18 protein-coding genes are annotated in these 14,823 nt (G+C 60.3%); 6 read left to right on the top strand and 12 right to left on the bottom strand.

The window, feature by feature from the left end; genetic code table 11:
• Positions 1-100: 100 nt before the first annotated feature.
• The 8 genes from G5575_RS21255 to G5575_RS15430 all read right to left on the bottom strand — a co-directional run bounded on the left by G5575_RS21255 (position 101) and on the right by G5575_RS15430 (position 6,785).
• Positions 101-781 carry a CocE/NonD family hydrolase gene (locus tag G5575_RS21255; RefSeq protein WP_268904439.1) on the bottom strand — a complete coding sequence of 227 codons (681 nt, stop codon included), beginning with the start codon at positions 779-781 and terminating at the stop codon, positions 101-103.
• On the bottom strand, positions 691-1,788 hold the full coding sequence (locus G5575_RS21250; RefSeq protein WP_268904438.1) for a CocE/NonD family hydrolase: 1,098 nt from the start codon (positions 1,786-1,788) through the stop codon (positions 691-693). The genes G5575_RS21255 and G5575_RS21250 overlap by 91 nt, the downstream gene beginning before the upstream one ends.
• Before the next feature lie 11 nt (positions 1,789-1,799).
• Positions 1,800-1,958, bottom strand: coding sequence for a hypothetical protein (locus tag G5575_RS20695; protein WP_235936051.1), 159 nt, complete (start codon positions 1,956-1,958; stop codon positions 1,800-1,802).
• Positions 1,904-2,782, bottom strand: coding sequence for an ABC transporter permease (locus tag G5575_RS15445; protein WP_235936050.1), 879 nt, complete (start codon positions 2,780-2,782; stop codon positions 1,904-1,906). The genes G5575_RS20695 and G5575_RS15445 overlap by 55 nt, the downstream gene beginning before the upstream one ends.
• Positions 2,775-3,716, bottom strand: a complete 942-nt coding sequence (locus G5575_RS20690; protein ID WP_235936049.1) for an ATP-binding cassette domain-containing protein — start codon at positions 3,714-3,716, stop codon at positions 2,775-2,777. Before G5575_RS20690 ends, G5575_RS15445 begins: the two co-directional genes overlap by 8 nt.
• Before the next feature lie 68 nt (positions 3,717-3,784).
• Positions 3,785-4,276 carry an ATP-binding cassette domain-containing protein gene (locus G5575_RS20685; RefSeq protein ID WP_235936048.1) on the bottom strand — a complete coding sequence of 164 codons (492 nt, stop codon included), beginning with the start codon at positions 4,274-4,276 and terminating at the stop codon, positions 3,785-3,787.
• On the bottom strand, positions 4,276-5,307 hold the full coding sequence (locus G5575_RS15435) for a sugar ABC transporter substrate-binding protein (RefSeq protein WP_164535105.1): 1,032 nt from the start codon (positions 5,305-5,307) through the stop codon (positions 4,276-4,278). Before G5575_RS15435 ends, G5575_RS20685 begins: the two co-directional genes overlap by 1 nt.
• A gap of 53 nt (positions 5,308-5,360) precedes the next feature.
• Entirely contained in the window at positions 5,361-6,785 is a 1,425-nt protein-coding gene (locus G5575_RS15430) for an arabinose isomerase (protein WP_235936047.1), read from the bottom strand.
• 263 nt (positions 6,786-7,048) lie between these two features.
• Here G5575_RS15430 and G5575_RS15425 point away from each other — a divergent pair, with 263 nt between their 5' ends.
• The 5 genes from G5575_RS15425 (at position 7,049) to G5575_RS15410 (ending at position 10,325) form a co-directional block, all read left to right on the top strand.
• Positions 7,049-7,816, top strand: coding sequence for a helix-turn-helix transcriptional regulator (locus tag G5575_RS15425; protein ID WP_235936046.1), 768 nt, complete (start codon positions 7,049-7,051; stop codon positions 7,814-7,816).
• A 318-nt stretch (positions 7,817-8,134) separates the two neighbouring features.
• A complete protein-coding gene (locus tag G5575_RS15420; protein ID WP_164535103.1) occupies positions 8,135-9,187 on the top strand; it encodes a Gfo/Idh/MocA family protein in 1,053 nt (350 codons plus the stop codon).
• Positions 9,184-9,522, top strand: coding sequence for a hypothetical protein (locus G5575_RS20680; protein ID WP_235936084.1), 339 nt, complete (start codon positions 9,184-9,186; stop codon positions 9,520-9,522). Before G5575_RS15420 ends, G5575_RS20680 begins: the two co-directional genes overlap by 4 nt.
• On the top strand, positions 9,507-9,995 hold the full coding sequence (locus tag G5575_RS20675; RefSeq protein WP_328766320.1) for a sugar phosphate isomerase/epimerase family protein: 489 nt from the start codon (positions 9,507-9,509) through the stop codon (positions 9,993-9,995). The genes G5575_RS20680 and G5575_RS20675 overlap by 16 nt, the downstream gene beginning before the upstream one ends.
• 15 nt (positions 9,996-10,010) lie before the next feature.
• Positions 10,011-10,325 carry an L-rhamnose mutarotase gene (locus G5575_RS15410; protein ID WP_164535101.1) on the top strand — a complete coding sequence of 105 codons (315 nt, stop codon included), beginning with the start codon at positions 10,011-10,013 and terminating at the stop codon, positions 10,323-10,325.
• 55 nt (positions 10,326-10,380) lie between these two features.
• Here G5575_RS15410 and G5575_RS15405 read toward each other — a convergent pair whose 3' ends face one another.
• Genes G5575_RS15405 through G5575_RS15395 form a run of 3 tightly spaced genes read right to left on the bottom strand, consistent with a single transcriptional unit; the run spans position 10,381 to position 13,122 of the window.
• Complete coding sequence (locus G5575_RS15405) at positions 10,381-11,232, bottom strand: fumarylacetoacetate hydrolase family protein (protein ID WP_164535100.1); 852 nt, start codon at positions 11,230-11,232, stop codon at positions 10,381-10,383.
• A gap of 10 nt (positions 11,233-11,242) precedes the next feature.
• A complete protein-coding gene (locus G5575_RS15400) occupies positions 11,243-11,986 on the bottom strand; it encodes an SDR family NAD(P)-dependent oxidoreductase (RefSeq protein WP_164535099.1) in 744 nt (247 codons plus the stop codon).
• Positions 11,983-13,122 carry a mandelate racemase/muconate lactonizing enzyme family protein gene (locus tag G5575_RS15395; RefSeq protein WP_164535098.1) on the bottom strand — a complete coding sequence of 380 codons (1,140 nt, stop codon included), beginning with the start codon at positions 13,120-13,122 and terminating at the stop codon, positions 11,983-11,985. The genes G5575_RS15400 and G5575_RS15395 overlap by 4 nt, the downstream gene beginning before the upstream one ends.
• Positions 13,123-13,253: 131 nt before the next feature.
• Here G5575_RS15395 and G5575_RS15390 point away from each other — a divergent pair, with 131 nt between their 5' ends.
• The gene (locus tag G5575_RS15390) at positions 13,254-14,015 is read left to right on the top strand and encodes an acetoacetate decarboxylase family protein (RefSeq protein ID WP_328766293.1); all 762 of its coding nucleotides are present in this window, start codon (positions 13,254-13,256) and stop codon (positions 14,013-14,015) included.
• 6 nt (positions 14,016-14,021) lie between these two features.
• Here the strand turns inward: G5575_RS15390 and G5575_RS15385 are convergent, their stop codons facing one another.
• A complete protein-coding gene (locus tag G5575_RS15385) occupies positions 14,022-14,777 on the bottom strand; it encodes an SDR family NAD(P)-dependent oxidoreductase (protein WP_164535097.1) in 756 nt (251 codons plus the stop codon).
• Positions 14,778-14,823: the final 46 nt, after the last annotated feature.

Raw genomic sequence — 14,823 nt, 5'->3', positions numbered from 1 at the left:
GGAATCCAGGTTTTTATAGTTCTGCCAATGAAACCACTTTCAATGTTGTGGTATATTCCAGCGTTAATAATTTATCGTCGGCTTGGCATACCGTTGATCTTCAGTCGGTTTGACTTATGCTTGGAAGTACCAGCTTGCTCGGGAATGATTGTCCACCTACTACAGTTTGGCGTGCGGGCCTGAAATCACCCGGCCTGGCTAACACTGGCGAGACACCAGATTGCGGGTTGCGGTCGAAGCGGGGGAAGTTCGACGAAGCTATCTGCAAACGGATGCGGTTACCTTTGGCGAACAGGTGACTGATGTGTCCCAATTCGACCAGTACCTCAGATGGCTCATTGCTGCACTGAAGCTGGCGATAAATACCGTCAACAAGACCAACGCTCTTCCCGTTGCTGTCGACCTCGCACAGCCTTGCAGTCCAGTCTGCAGCGGGCGCATCAGAAGCGGTCCATACGCTGAGCTGAACGAGGCCAGTTATGTCGAGATCTGTGTCCAGTGGCTGTGAAGTAAAGATCAGCACATCGTCGCGGCCTTCGATGTGCTTCTGCTCCTTGGGACCAGAATTACGGCCCAACAAAAGTCCGGGGACGAAGTTGGCGCCGCCGACGGTGGGGACTGGGTTGAGCGTGTCAGAGACATAGGTCCGGGACCAGTCATCCGACGCCTCCATGCCAAGACTGGAATGGCTCAGGAAGAGCTCTCGATTCTGGGTACCCGGAATGGGCCAGTCGTTGGCTGAGTGCCAGGAGTTGGATCCGGAACGGAAGTAGCGCACCATGGGCGTAGATGGTCGGACGTCGGACTTCGCTGCGTCAAAAAAGCCAGCTGCTCGGTAAACAGCGTCGCAGTCGAGGCGGCATAGCCGAGCCAAAAGTCGCCCTGCCAGTCGGATGGATTGCCATGTGACCACGGACCAATAATCAATCGATCGCGCACATCTTCGGCGTGGTTGTGGCGGCTGCGCACCGTTTCAAATAGTTCGATGGCACCTTCAACGAAAAGGTCGTTCCAGCCGGGAGTGATCAGAAAAGGGACATCGCTGGATCTGAGCGCGTCTAGGTGTTCCAGGTCTTGCGCCGCTGATGCTGCGCGAGCAGCGTCGAACCATGTTGCAGCATAGGGCGCCAGCGCGACCAGATCATCATCAAGAATGGGCAAGCGGGAGAATGCCGCTTGGGGGTCTCGCTGCAATTCAGCAAGCGCGCGCGTGGCTCTTTTCGCATCTGCCTCTGGCATGTCCTTCATACGTCGCTGAAGGTCCTCAGGGCCGAGGCTCTCGATGATCCACAGAAGCAAGAAAGCTAGCTCGTGTGTGCCGCCACGATAGGTCCAGCTTTCGCCATGGCGGGCGGTAGTCAGATGCGGGGACACCGCGATAAGACCTTCTGGATGAGCGGAGGCGGCGAGGACCTGGGTGGCTCCGACGTAGGAGCCGCCGAACATCATTACCTGACCATTGCAAAACCTCTGCTGGCGCAGCCACGTGATGGTGTCGACACCATCTTGGGCTTCATTGGCAAAGGGCACGAAGGCGCCATCCGAGGCGTATCGGCCGCGGGTATCCTGGACAACGATTGCATAGCCGCGCCGCAGTGCAGCCATGAACTCGAGGGCCGAGATATATTGCGTTCCGAAGGCATCGTCCTTGCGATAGGCGGTGCGTTGCAACAGCACCGGCCAATTGCCCGCCTCGCCCGGCAGCCAAACATTGGCTCGCAGGATCGTGCCGTCGCGCATAGGAATCTCGACGGAGTCGAGGATGCGAAAAGTGCCGGTTGTCGACATCGGGCGCCGTCCTAGCTGCGGATGAAGCGCTGGCGGATCTGGTCGAAGGACACGGCCAGGATGAGCAAAGTGCCAGCGGCAACCTGCTGCCAGGTCGAGTTAATGTTCATCAGCGTCATGCCGTTGTTGAGCACGCCGACGATGAGCAGGCCCAAAATGGTGCCGAACATAGTGCCCGTGCCCCCTTGAGCGAGGTGCCGCCCAGGATGATTGCCGTAACGACGGCGAGTTCCAGGCCGGTTCCTGTCGTACCAGAGGTCGAGCCGAGCTGGGAGGCGCTGACCAGGCCCGTTACCGCCATGCATAGGCCGGAAATGACAAATCCCATGAACAGCGTGCGCTTGGTGCGAATGCCGACTAGGCGCGCGGCGTTTTCATTGGCGCCGATGGCATAAATGGTGCGCCCAAAAACGGTACGCGCCAGCACAATGGCTACCACGATTGCGATCACGAGGAACAGCACGGCCGAGAGCGGTATGTCAAAGAATGGACGGGCGATGGCCCAATCGAAGCCATTGATGCGCACACTGCTCGCTCCGCCGATCGAAAGGGTTAGGCCGCGGAAGATGGCAAGGGTGCCCAAAGTGGTAATCAGGGCGTTGACACCGACAACGGTGACCAGAAAACCATTGAGGACGCCAATGCCCGCACCAACCAGCAAGGCGACGCCCGTGGCTGGAATAATGCCCATGCTCTGCGCTGCGATCGCAAACATCAGGGCGACGAATGCTGTTCCGCTGCCTACTGAGAGGTCGAACTGCCCCGCGATCAGCAGGATGGTGCCGCCGGCGGCAAGTATGCCGGTGATAGAGAGCGCAGTGATGATGTTGACCCAGTTCGGCCAAGTCAGAAAATATTGCGAGTTGAGGGTGAAAAACACCATCTCGGCGAGGAGGAACAGCAGCAGTGCGCCCCATTCGGGAGCCTTCATGCGGCGGGTTGCACGGGGTGCGGCTGGCACGCCAGCTGTGGTGATTGAAGCCTGATCAGGCATGGACGCCGCCTCCTGCAGCTTCGGTGAGCCGCTCTGTTGTAATTTCATCCTGGGGCAGATGGGCAACCACCCTGCCCCGCACCATGACCATTGCGCGCGTCGCGGCCTCGGTAATGTCTTCGTAGTCGGAGCTGGCGATCAGGATGCCGTGGCCCTGTCGTGCCAACTCTCGCAAGACGCCGTAGATTTCCTGTCGCGCGCCGACATCGACGCCGCGGGTGGGTTCGACCAGCAGCAGGAGTTTGGAGCCAGCTTCCAGCCAGCGGCCAAGCAGGACCTTCTGCTGATTGCCACCAGAAAGGGTGGTGATGGCTTCCGAGCCGTCTTCGCGGGAGCGAACCTTGAGCACCTTGTGCCAATTGGCAAAGGCCCGAGCTTCGGTAGAGCGCGAAATCATGCCGCCGCTGGCCAGCCGCGACCAGCTTGGTGCGGCGAGGTTTTCCGCCACGGAGCGAGGCCGCAACAGGCCCTCGCTGGCGCGGTCGGCGGGCAGGAAACCGACGCCTTGGCGGATCGCCTCGTCGGGATGGGAAAACTTGACCTCGCGGCGCTCGAGCCGCACCGTGCCGGTCTGGTAGTCGCCAGCGCCGAACAGCGCTCCGGCCAATTCGGGCACGCCCGAGCCAATCTTGCCATAAAGGCCCACGATTTCGCCCGGAGCGACGGTGAGATCGACATCGGTGAAGGTGTCGGACGTCAGGTTCTCGACCGCAAGCAGTGGGTTTGCGGTGGAGCCTTCAAAACTGTAGCGCTCGCCGTGAGCTGCGATGGCATGACCGACCATGGCCGTCACCACCTGGGTTTGGTCGACATCGGCAGTGGCGGTATCGAGCGACACGCGGCCGTCGCGTAAAACGCAGACGCGATCAGCGATGGCGAAGACCTCGTCGAGGCGATGGGTAATGTAGAGGATGGCCACGCCAGACTGCTGCATGCGCTTAATCAGCGCAAAAAGACGTTGCGTTTCAGCGTCGGACAGGGCGGCGGTCGGCTCATCAAAAATCAGGCATTGCGAGGCACCAGCGGTAGCGCGGGCAATCTCGACGATCTGACGTTCCCCAGGCGCAGGCTCGATACCGGGGCATCGAGCGGCAGGTCGGCACCAAGTGCGTCGAGCGCCTTTTGCGCCATGTTCCGCATCGCCTTGCGATCGACGAAACCAAGACGGTTCGGGAGCGCGCCCAAGGCAATATTTTCCGCGACGGACAAAGTCGGCGCGTCGGCGATTTCCTGGGCGATCAGGCGAATGCCGGCATTGCGTGATTGGGTAACCGTCCGAAAGCTCGTCGGCGTGCCTTCCACCTCGATAGTGCCGTCATCGGGACGATGGTCCCCGGCCAGGATGCGCACGAAGGTCGATTTGCCGGCCCCGTTTTCCCCGAGGAGCGCCGTAACGCTGCCTCGGGAAAGATCAAGGTCCACACCGTGGAGGACCTTGACCGGGCCGAACGACTTTCTGATTCCGCGGACGGAGAGAAAAGTCGCGCCAGACATCAGCAGTTGGTCTCTGGGTAAATGGTCATCATGTTGTCCTTGCTGATAACCTCGTGGGGGACGAGGATCTGCTTGGCGATGGTTTCACCCTTCACGGCCTTGATGATGTTGGGGATGATCAGTTCTGCGTAACGCTCCGGATAGTAGGCAGCGGTGGCGATGAAGTTCGGTGCCGTCCAGATCTGGCAGTTGCTCGGGTCGAAGTTCTGCGCGCCGAGATATAGGTTTTCGGTGCGGTTCTGCGAGCGGGCAGCGGCCAGTGCGCCGGTGATCACGTCTTCATTGATGCCTACCGTGATGATGCGCTGTGCGCCTGGCAGGGCTGTGAGCGTATCGGTCATCTGGCGCTGGGCGGCATCGGCCTGGCCACCGGCTCCGGTATCGATGACGCGAAGGTTCTGCACCTCGCCGCAGACCTGGGCAAAGCCATCACGCATACCGCCCATACGCTGGTCGTTGACGACGCCAACTGCCAGGGATTCAAGGGATACGAATGCGTCGTATTCGCAATCGAAGTTTTCCTTGAAGTACTGGCCGATGGCATAGCCGACGATCTGGCCGGCATAGGTGTTTGCTGCGCCGACGAAAGCGGTCTGGCAGGGCTGCTGCTCGATGTCGATGGCAATCACAGGGACCTGTGGGCCTTCGGCGCAGATATTAGCAGCGGCGGCGGCGTCGGCCTGGAAGGTCACCAGACCATCAACGTTCTGAGTGCGGAACTGACGGGCGCAATCGAGCGCTGCGGCAGCATCGAACTTGGAGTCGCAGGTCACGAGATTGACGCCTGCGGTTTCAGCGGCGGCAACCATGCCGCGCTGTAGTGCTTCGGTGAATGGAACACCGAGGCCAAGCTGGGTGAAACCGATGGTGAGGCCCTCGCCGCTGCCGGCTTCGATCTCGCCGAACTGGACGACTTCGGGTGGCGGCGTGATGCCGGCATCCTGGGCTACAGCCGGCATGGCCATCGAACCGACAAGCGCGGCAAGGCCGAGCGCCATGCCGAGTGGACGGGATAATCTGGTAAAGTTCATGGTCGTTTCTCCTCCTGGTAAACTTATTCAGACCACGCGGATCAGCTCAAGCTTCAACAGCTTTGCGAGCTTTTCCAGTCTGTTGGCGACATGTCCGACGCCGACTGCGCAATGATGCGCAGGTCCGGCGGCATTCCACGCTTCGGTGAAGGCGCGAGCGCCGTTGGCGAAGCGATAACGGCTGTTGGTATTGCCGATTTCCAGAACCGGCCCGGGGACAGACTCCCTTCGGCAACCAGCAACTGGACCTTGCCCTCGCGCTCGATTACCGAGAGCAGTGTCACGGGACCGTGGCGCACCGACATTTCCACCGAAACGCCTTTGCCCACCTTGCCGTGATAGACTTCGAGGGGCCGTACTTTGGTCTTGCCCTGAGCAATCTTTGTGTGGCCGGGGCCGTCATGGCCCATCAGCACCACGTCGTCGGCGTAGTCGATGGCGTAGTATTCGGTGAAAGAGCCGCCAACGCCAAAGGCGTCCATGATCTTCATGGCCTGGGCATTCTTGATTTCGTATTCGCCCGCGACCGGAACACCACAAGCGGTCAGGAGCGAACAGCCCAAAATAACCGAGGAGATGATGTCCTCGTGTTCATGGCCCGGCACCGAGACGTAGAAATAGGCCATCGAGCCGATGTCATGTCGCTCAACGAGCCTCATCAAAGCGGCGGCCGTAGCAGCGGCGCGGCGCAATTCGGCCTCGTCACAGCCTGCCTCGATATCAAATTCGGCATGGATGCGCGCCAGCATGGCGTCGATCTCAGAGGCTTCCAGCTCGCGCCGGATCTGGGCGAGCTCATCCATTTCCATGAATTCAATGGCAGTGCCGAATGCCGCGCTCTGGGCGGTGAGGTCGGAATAAATGTCGAGCATGCCATTGTAGTAGTGGCCCATGACGCCGAGGCGGTTGTGGGCCATGACGTGGGCAACTCGGGCAGCCTCGATCCAATCTTCGATCTGAGCGTCGACATGACTGTCACCTTCGAGAACGCCAGTGATCTGGTGCGTGGCAATGCCCGCGCGCGTGAAGACATTGGCGATTTCAGGCACCGGACATGCGGCGCAATAGGCCAGCCATTCGCCGGTCATCCTGGTGCGATTGCCCAGCTTGTTGAAAGCTGCGTAGTCGATGGCTTTTTCAGGCTGCAGATTAAGAATTATCACCGGCACGCCGGCACGGCGAACGACCGGCAGGACGGTGGAAGAGAGGGCGTAAGTCGTGCCATAAAGGAAGATCAGGTCGACATCGGCCACGCGGAAATCGTGCCCTGCTTCCAGCGCTTTGGCGGGGTTATCGATGAGGCCGAGGTTGACGATTTCAACGCCGGGGCGGGCCAGCTTGGCCGCCACAACCTCGACATAACCTTCAAGCCGCGCCTTAAGGCCTTCGAACTGAGGCCAATAGGCATCGAGGCCGATGCCGAACAGGCCGACCTTAAGCGGTCGACGTGCAGCAGTCGTCTCGAAACCGAGCTCCATGCCATTCCTCCCAATTGCCGCGGCATTTTCCGCAGACATGCCGGTCATTCAAAAACTGACCTTGAGGCAGACCTTAACACTCGCACTGCAACCGGAAAGCCGGTACCACTTTCGCTTATTGATCTAAAACATACAAAAACTGACCAATGCACGGATCGGATTATTTCACCTATCTGCCCGACAGTGGACTGTGCGAAGCCCTTGGCTGCACTGCACTTTCCACTGGCCACACGCGCATCGAGGCCGGCGCCATCTATCCGCCGATGCGCCACCCCGATGATCATCATTTTGTCTGGGAGAAGGGGCGCACGCTGCAGGCCTATCAGTTCGCCCTGATCAGTGAGGGCGCAGGCCGCATGCAATCTGCGCCCTGGCCGGAGGAAGTGCATCCGATCGAGGCGGGCGACGTCATCCTGCTGTTTCCAGGCGTGTGGCATCGCTTTTCTCCCCACCCCGAAACAGGTTGGGTGGAAAGCTGGATTGAGTGCCGCGGCGCTGCCTTTGATCGGGTGATGGACCTTGGGCTGGTGTCGCCCGAACGCCCGGTCTGGCACGGCGGTGCCGAAGCGGAGGCCGTGTTCGCCCAAATCGGTGCGCTGGCCCGCCAGGATGCCCTGCGGCACCAGCCGACGCTTTCGGCGCTGAGCCTGCAACTGTTGGCGCAGTTGTGCCAGTCGCTCGAACCCACCGAGCAGGGGCAGGTGCGCATGGTCGAGCGGGCGCGGCGGATATTGATGGAGAAAAGCGGCGAACCGCCTTCGCTTGAAGCGGTGGCGCGCGACCTGGGGGTCAGCTATTCGACGCTGCGACGGCTCTTTCGCCAGCATGCGGGAATGTCGCTCAAGCAATACCAGACTGACGTCCGCATCCGCCGGGCCTGCGAACTGCTGCGCAATTCCGACAAGTCGGTCAAAGCCATTGCCGCCTATCTTGGCTACAACTCCGCCTTCCACTTCTCCTCGCAGTTCCGCAAGGCCACAGGCTTGGCGCCGTCGGAGTGGCGAGAGAAGAACCGCATCGCGCTGGTTTGAAATAAAGCGTCTTTCGACCAACCCAATCCTGATCGGGCTGGTCGCAGCGGCTCTGCCGCGCATCTTCTCGTGTCTGACTCGGTCGACCATAACGTCCTCCCTCCTCCCTGGTCTTGGCAAGCAGAGACCCAGGTTGACTAACAAGCGCCTCGTCGTTAGTCAATAAGTGGACAGGCCACTTGGTCACTTTGAGTTTTGGTTTGGAGCGCCTTGATCGTCAGACATGAGGCTGCAAGGTTTGCAGAGCAGATCGAAGCACTGACGTCGACGCGATGGCTAACTGAAGTGGCAGCTCGAACACCAGGGGAGGAACATGCCGTGAAGCAAGTCGAGATCGGTGTCATCGGTGCCGGATGGTGGGCCTGTGCGGCTCATATTCCCACCCTGGTGGCCCATGAGGCGGTCAAATCGGTTGCCGTGGTTCGCCCCGATCAGGAAGGGCTCGACAAGGTGCTCAGCCATTTCAAGCTCGAGCATGGCTATCTCGATGCAAAGCAGATGCTGGCCGAACGGCCGCTGGCCGGGGCGGTGATCGCTTCGCCGCATGTGCTGCATGCCGAGCATGCGCTGCTCGCGATTAATGCCGGCCTTCATGTCATGGTGGAAAAACCGTTTGGCACCAGCATTGCCGAGGCGCGGTCGATCGCCGACGCTGCCAAGGCCAAGGGCGTATCGGTGATGATGCCCTATGGCTGGAATTATCGCCCGATGACCGAGGCCGCCCATCGGCTAATCCGAGATGGCTATATCGGGGAGGTGCGCCATGTGGTGGCGCAAATGGCCTCGGCATTGGCAGATCTGTTTGCCGGCGAAGGCTTAGTCGAAGCCAAGGGCGCGTTGTTCGAGCCGCCGGCCTCCACCTGGGCTGACCCGAAACGCGCGGGCGGCTATGGCTGGGGTCAGTTGACCCACGGGCTGGGCGCGCTGTTCCGGCTGATCGATCTCGATCCGGTCGAAGTCTACGCCAAGATGGGCAATTCGGACGCCGGGGTCGACTATTATGACGCTGCCGTGGTCAGCTTTGCCAATGGAGCGACCATGTCGCTATCGGGTTCGGGCACCATTCCCAAAGTGCGGGGCGGCTATCAGATCGATATCCGTATCTTCGGGACCGAGGGCATGCTGGTTTATGACATCGAGCGCGCCCGCGTCGAAGCCTATCGTCATGATGGCAAGAGCCATATCGAGCAGCTGCCCACCGATGCCGGCGATTATGATAGCGCTTCTCCAGCCGCATTATTCGCCTCGCTTTGCGCTGGCGAAAGCATCATCAATCCTGCCAATGCTACGGTAGGCCGCCGCGCCACCGAAGTGCTGGATGGAATGTATCGCTCGGCCCGAAGCGGCAGACCTGAGGAGATCGCGCCATGAAACTAAGCGTCACCAGCTGGTCGTTTCCGGTCCTGAATTTTGGGGAAGTGGGCGGTATCGCCAAGGTGCTTGGCATAGACGCGGTCGATGTCAGTTTCTTTTACGCCTCGGCGCTCGACCGGGCGCGTGTCCTGGGCGATGGCGAGCGCTACGGCGCAGAACTGCGCGAGAAACTGCCGGTCGCCATCGCCAATTTTTATTACCTGTTCGGCAACGGGCTGGACGAACGCAACCTGTCACTAGGTCACAACAGCGACAATGTCGCCGATCTCGAGAAGGTGTTTGCCTTCACCAAGGCTGCAGGGGAGACAGCGTTTTCATCCTGCCCGGACTGATCAATCCCGGCCAGAGCCGTAAGCAGGCGATTGCCAATTCGGCAGAGGCCTTGAAGCCTCTGGTCGAGGCCAGCCAGCGCAGCGGTATTGGGCTGTCGATCGAGCCGCATGTGCATGGCGTTCTCGAATCCGTCGATGCGGTGCACGAGCTGGTCAGCAAGGTGCCGGGTTTGAGGATTACTCTTGACCTCGCCCACTTCACCGCGCTCGGCTATCGGCAGGACGAGATCGAAACCCTCGTGCCTCATGCCGGGCATGTACATTTGCGCCAGGCTCGGCAGGGCGCGCTGCAGGCCAAGATGGAACAGGGCACGATCAACTTCCCATCGCTGTTCTCGGCATTACGCGACGTCGGCTACGACGACTGGCTGTCGATCGAGGTCGTCCATCAGGCTTATATGGACACACTTTACGACGACGTGCTGACCGAGACGGTCAAGATGCGTGACGCATTCCGCGCCTGGTCGCGCTAACAGGAGAAAATGGCCATGGCCAATTACGCATGGGTGCTCGAAGTTCGCCCAGGTTACGAGGACGAATACAAAAAGCGGCACGACGAGATCTGGCCTGAACTGGTCGAAGATATCCGTGCCGCCGGGCTTCGCAATTACAACATCTTCCGCTACGGGCTGACGCTGTTCGGCTATTTCGAATGTGACGATCTGGACCGCGCCATCGTCGAACTCGGCAAGAGCGACGCCAATCGGCGCTGGGGTGAATTTATGGGCCCCATCATGAAGATCGAAACTGATACGCTACGCAATTTCTCGTTCCTGCTTCCGCTGCAGTTCCACATGGATTGAGCGCCGACGAGACTTATTTAGAAAGCCCCCGGAGATGATCCGGGGCTTTCTTGCTTCAGGCGCTGTAGGCCTTGACGTTCTGCTGTTGCTCGCCCAGGCCCTCGATGCCGAGACGCATGACGTTGCCGGGCTGGAGCCATACCGGATTGGGCTTGATGCCCATGCCCACGCCCGGTGGGGTGCCGGTGGAGATGATGTCACCGGGCTGCAGGCTCATGAAGTGGCTGACATAAGAGACGATTTTGGCCACGCCGAAGATCATGGTGGTGGTCGAACCGTCTTGATAGCGGTGACCGTCGATTTCGAGCCACATCTTCAAATTCTGCGGGTCGGCGACTTCGTCGCGGGTGACCATCCAGGGACCGATCGGGCCAAAGGTATCGCTGCCCTTTCCCTTGTCCCAGGTACCGCCGCGCTCAGTCTGAAAATGGCGTTCGGACACGTCATTTATCAGGCAATAGCCAGCGACATGTTCGAGAGCATCTGCCTCCTCGACATAGCGGGTTTCCTTGCCGATGACGATGCCGAGTTCGACTTCCCAATCGGGCTTAAGGGCGTTCTTTGGGATGATGACGTCGTCATTGGGACCAATGATGGCGCTGGTAGCCTTCATGAAGATGATCGGTTCTTCAGGGATGGCAGCGCCAGTTTCGGCGGCATGGTCGGCATAGTTGAGGCCGATGCAGATGAACTTGCCGACATTGGCGACGCAGGGGCCGATGCGCTGGCCGGAATCAAGCTGCGGCAAGGTTGAAACGTCGGCGGCGCGGATCTTGGCTAAGCCTTCGGGTGTCAAAGTCTGCCCGCCAATGTCGGAGACGACGCCGGAGAGGTCGCGGATTGAACCGTCTTCGGCCAATATTGCAGGCTTTTCGGCGCCCTTGGCGCCAACGCGAAGCAGTTTCATGACGATTTCCTTAGTAGGTGGCGCGGCCGCCGGAGAGATCGAAGACGGAAGCGGTGGTAAAGCTGTTCTCGCGGCTGACCAGCCAGGCGATCATGCTTGCAGCCTCCTCGACTTCAAGGAAGCGACCGCGGGGGATGCGGCTGAGCATGTAGTTGATAAATTCTGGCTTGAGTTCGTCGAGGATGCGAGTTTTGGCGGTGGCTGGCGTCACCGCATTGATGGCGATGTCATATTTCGCGCATTCCTTGCCCACCGCCTTGGTCATGGCGATGACCCCACCCTTGGCGGCAGCATAGGCGGCTGCATTGGGATTGCCTTCCTTGCCGGCGATCGAAGCGATATTGACAATCCGGCCGTAATTGCGCGCCTTCATCCCGGGCAGCACGGCGCGATTGACGTAGAAGGCGCCATTTAGGTCGATGTCGATCACGCGTCGCCATTCATCCAGTTCATATTCGTCGAGCGGCGCGTTTTTGCCGGCGATACCGGCCGAATGAACGAGGATATCGATACGGCCCAATTGGCGCTCGGTTTTAGCCACCGCAGCTTCAACCGAAGGGAAGTCAGCGACGTCGGCCTGGATGATCACTGCGTCGGGCAGATGATCCTTGGCCATTTCCAGGGTTGGTTGGCTCAGGTCCCACAAAACGATGCGGGCGCCGGAGGCCTGGAGCCGGCGCGCTACGGCCAGGCCGATGCCCTGCGCTCCTCCGGTAATGACAGCGACATTTCCGTTCAGATCGATCTGGTTCATGTGCTCCCCCAATGCTCCCCTGCAAGTCGCGAAACCACGGCTTCATTCACCTCAACTCCCAGCCCTGGCCGGTCCGAGGGTTGTGCCATGCCGTTGCGCTGCACGATGGGCCTGTCGACCAGATCACGCAGCAGCGCGTTGGGGAACGGCTTAAATTCGAGCAGCCGCGTATTGGGCGAAGCGACTGACAGGTGCAGGCTCGCGGCGCTCAGAATGGCGCTGCTCCAAGCATGGGCGTTCATGGTGATGCCTGCCGCGCCGCAAAGGGCGTCAATCTTGCGGAAGCCGGTGATGCCCTCGGCCCGTGCCGGATCGCAACCGATCACATCGACGGTTCCGGTATCGATCAACCGGCTATAGCCGGTGACGGTCCATTCGCGCTCGCCAGAAGCGATGGGCACAGAAACTGCGGCTTTCAGGAACCGATAATCGTCAAGCTGGGTTGGATAGAACGGCTCCTCGATCCAGCCGATGTCATATTCGGACATGGCGCGGACAGTGCGGATGGCTGTGTCGCGATCCCAGACAACGCCATTGCCCACATCGACGATAATTTCGAATTCGGGACCTAGCGCTTCTCGCAGGGCGCGGACAAACCGCACATCGCCTTCGGGGTTGCGACCTACATCGGACAGACCACGCTTGCCGAAGCCGAGTTTGACGCCGCGATAGCCTTGGCCCTGGAAATCGACTACCTCGGCGACATTTTCTTCCAACGTTGCCTTGTTGACGTGGTTGGCGGCATAGGCAGGCAGGCTCTCGTGGTGCTTGCCGCCAAAGAGCTCATAAAGCGGCTTGTTCTGAATTTTGCCTTCGATGTCCCACAAGGCCATGTCGATGGCCGAATAGGCAAAGCAGGCGAGGCCGCCCTCGCCATACCACCAGCAATGCTTGCGCATGGCGGTCCAGGCCTGTTCCACCGTAAGCTCGCCAGCGCCCACAAGCAGCGGCCTCAAACCGTCGTCGATGATGGTGCAAACTGCCCTGCAAGCCTCGGGCCACATAGCAATGCCTTCGCCCCAGCCCACCACGCCATCCACCGTTTCGACGCGAACGAGCACCGTCTCCCGGCGATTGGAAAAGTCGTTAGTGTCGGTGTAACGGAGATGGAAGCTCTCGATCCTGCCGATCTTCATGCGATACCCCTCCCTGGCAGGCTTGACCATTGCCGCCCTTGGCGTCCTATCTCGTTGACTAACACCGGGTCGGTTGGTAGTCAACAAAGTGGACAGGCCACTTACACGGAGAATGACATGTCGGAACGGCGTTGGGGTTTGGACAAGGTCACCGAGCAGGACATTCTCTCAGGCGGATTTTCGACCCCTTGGGACGCTCCGTTCATCCCGCCTTTCCCGTTCAATTTCCGCAACGCCGAGGTGATGACGACCTTCTGGCGCACCGATCCGGAAGCGATGAAGTTTCTAGCGCCACCCCGGTCGAGCCGATCGGGGACGTGGTGTGCGTCCATATCTACAAGATGAACGATACAAGCTGGATCGGGCCTTACCACGAAGCCAACATCATGTTTGGCGCCAAGCTGCCCAATGGCCGGTCTGGCGCCTACTCGCCCTATCTGTTTCTGCATTCCGATGGGGGCGTGGCGCATGGTCGTGAAGTGCATGGACAGCCCAAGAAATTCGCCAGCCCGGCGCTCGAGTTTCGCGGCGACCTGATGGTGGGCCTGGTTGAGCGCAATGGCATCGACGTCATCACCACCACGACGCCCTACAAGCAACAGCCTGTCGACCCGGCAGAAATGCGCCGCCACTTCGATTTTGGCACCAACCTCAATCTCAAGGCGATCAACCATATCGATGGCCGGCCCGCCATTCGCCAGATCACCTCGCGTAGCCTCACCGACGTGGTGGTGCACGAATGCTGGCGTGGTCCGGCGACTGTCGAGCTGCGGCCCAACGCGCAGGCGCCGGTGTTCCGCCTGCCAGTGCTGGAGCCGCTGGAATCATTTTACTGGCGCGCCGATTTTACCTTGGTGACCGGCGAGATCCTTTACGACTATCTCGCCGAATAGGCTGGATCAGGGCAGGTATTGCCCACCATTTACATGCAGCGTGCTGCCGGTGATATAGCCGGACCAATCACTGAGCAGGAACGCGCAGACGCCGCCCAGTTCGTTTGGCGCGGCAAAGCGGTTCATGGGGATGCGCTGGCGGAAGGAATCAAGATCCGCCTCGCTCATGCCGCCCCGCAGCATCGGCGTATCGACGCCGCCCGGCGCGACGGCATTGACGGTGATGGCATCGGGCGCGCCCATGCGGGCCAGCGACTTGATCAGTGCGCCAACGGCGGCCTTGGTCATGGCATAGGTGGTGGAGCCGAAAAAGCCGCCGGTGAAAGCGCCTTGGCTGGTGAACAGCACGATGCGTCCCCCTGCCCCGCCAGCCTGGATTTCGGCCAAGGCAGCGCGGGTGAGATAGAAGACCCCAGTCTGGTTGACGGCGATCTCGCGCTGCATCATGGCCTCGTCGACTTCCTCGAAGGGCGTGCGCAGCAGCAGACCTGCGCAATTGACCAGACCAAAGAGTTTCCCGCGTGACCTGGCGTGACCGATCAGGGCCTCGATGGTCTCGGGCTTGGTCACGTCGACCTGAAACGCGGAAGCGCTGGGGCCGCATTGGGCGGCGACCTCGGCGCAATCCTGGCGGTCGGCACAAATGACCTCCATGCCCAGTTTCGAAAGCCGCTGTGCGACTGCGGCGCCGATACCTTGCGCAGCACCGACGACAATCACCAATCGGCCTGAGAGGCCCAAACCTGCAGCATCATCTACCATGTGTCACGCTCTCCCAGGCCCACACGCTTGCGCAATTCGGGATCGC

The sequence above is a fragment of the Devosia aurantiaca genome, assembly GCF_011058215.1.
In the GTDB taxonomy this organism is placed as follows: domain Bacteria; phylum Pseudomonadota; class Alphaproteobacteria; order Rhizobiales; family Devosiaceae; genus Devosia; species Devosia aurantiaca.
This window is presented reverse-complemented; position numbering and strand designations above follow the sequence as displayed.

Bases quoted from the DNA above. Each gene is read 5' to 3' on its own strand.
- G5575_RS15385 (WP_164535097.1), bottom strand. From the start codon at position 14,777: ATGGTAGATGATGCTGCAGGTTTGGGCCTCTCAGGCCGATTGGTGATT.
- G5575_RS15405 (WP_164535100.1), bottom strand. From the start codon at position 11,232: ATGAAACTGCTTCGCGTTGGCGCCAAGGGCGCCGAAAAGCCTGCAATA.
- G5575_RS15410 (WP_164535101.1), top strand. From the start codon at position 10,011: ATGGCCAATTACGCATGGGTGCTCGAAGTTCGCCCAGGTTACGAGGAC.
- G5575_RS21250 (WP_268904438.1), bottom strand. From the start codon at position 1,788: ATGTCGACAACCGGCACTTTTCGCATCCTCGACTCCGTCGAGATTCCT.
- G5575_RS15425 (WP_235936046.1), top strand. From the start codon at position 7,049: ATGCGCCACCCCGATGATCATCATTTTGTCTGGGAGAAGGGGCGCACG.
- G5575_RS20680 (WP_235936084.1), top strand. From the start codon at position 9,184: ATGAAACTAAGCGTCACCAGCTGGTCGTTTCCGGTCCTGAATTTTGGG.
- G5575_RS20685 (WP_235936048.1), bottom strand. From the start codon at position 4,276: ATGTCTGGCGCGACTTTTCTCTCCGTCCGCGGAATCAGAAAGTCGTTC.
- G5575_RS20690 (WP_235936049.1), bottom strand. From the start codon at position 3,716: ATGCAGCAGTCTGGCGTGGCCATCCTCTACATTACCCATCGCCTCGAC.
- G5575_RS20695 (WP_235936051.1), bottom strand. From the start codon at position 1,958: ATGTTCGGCACCATTTTGGGCCTGCTCATCGTCGGCGTGCTCAACAAC.
- G5575_RS21255 (WP_268904439.1), bottom strand. From the start codon at position 781: ATGGTGCGCTACTTCCGTTCCGGATCCAACTCCTGGCACTCAGCCAAC.
- G5575_RS15400 (WP_164535099.1), bottom strand. From the start codon at position 11,986: ATGAACCAGATCGATCTGAACGGAAATGTCGCTGTCATTACCGGAGGA.
- G5575_RS15445 (WP_235936050.1), bottom strand. From the start codon at position 2,782: ATGCCTGATCAGGCTTCAATCACCACAGCTGGCGTGCCAGCCGCACCC.
- G5575_RS15430 (WP_235936047.1), bottom strand. From the start codon at position 6,785: ATGGAGCTCGGTTTCGAGACGACTGCTGCACGTCGACCGCTTAAGGTC.
- G5575_RS15435 (WP_164535105.1), bottom strand. From the start codon at position 5,307: ATGAACTTTACCAGATTATCCCGTCCACTCGGCATGGCGCTCGGCCTT.
- G5575_RS15395 (WP_164535098.1), bottom strand. From the start codon at position 13,122: ATGAAGATCGGCAGGATCGAGAGCTTCCATCTCCGTTACACCGACACT.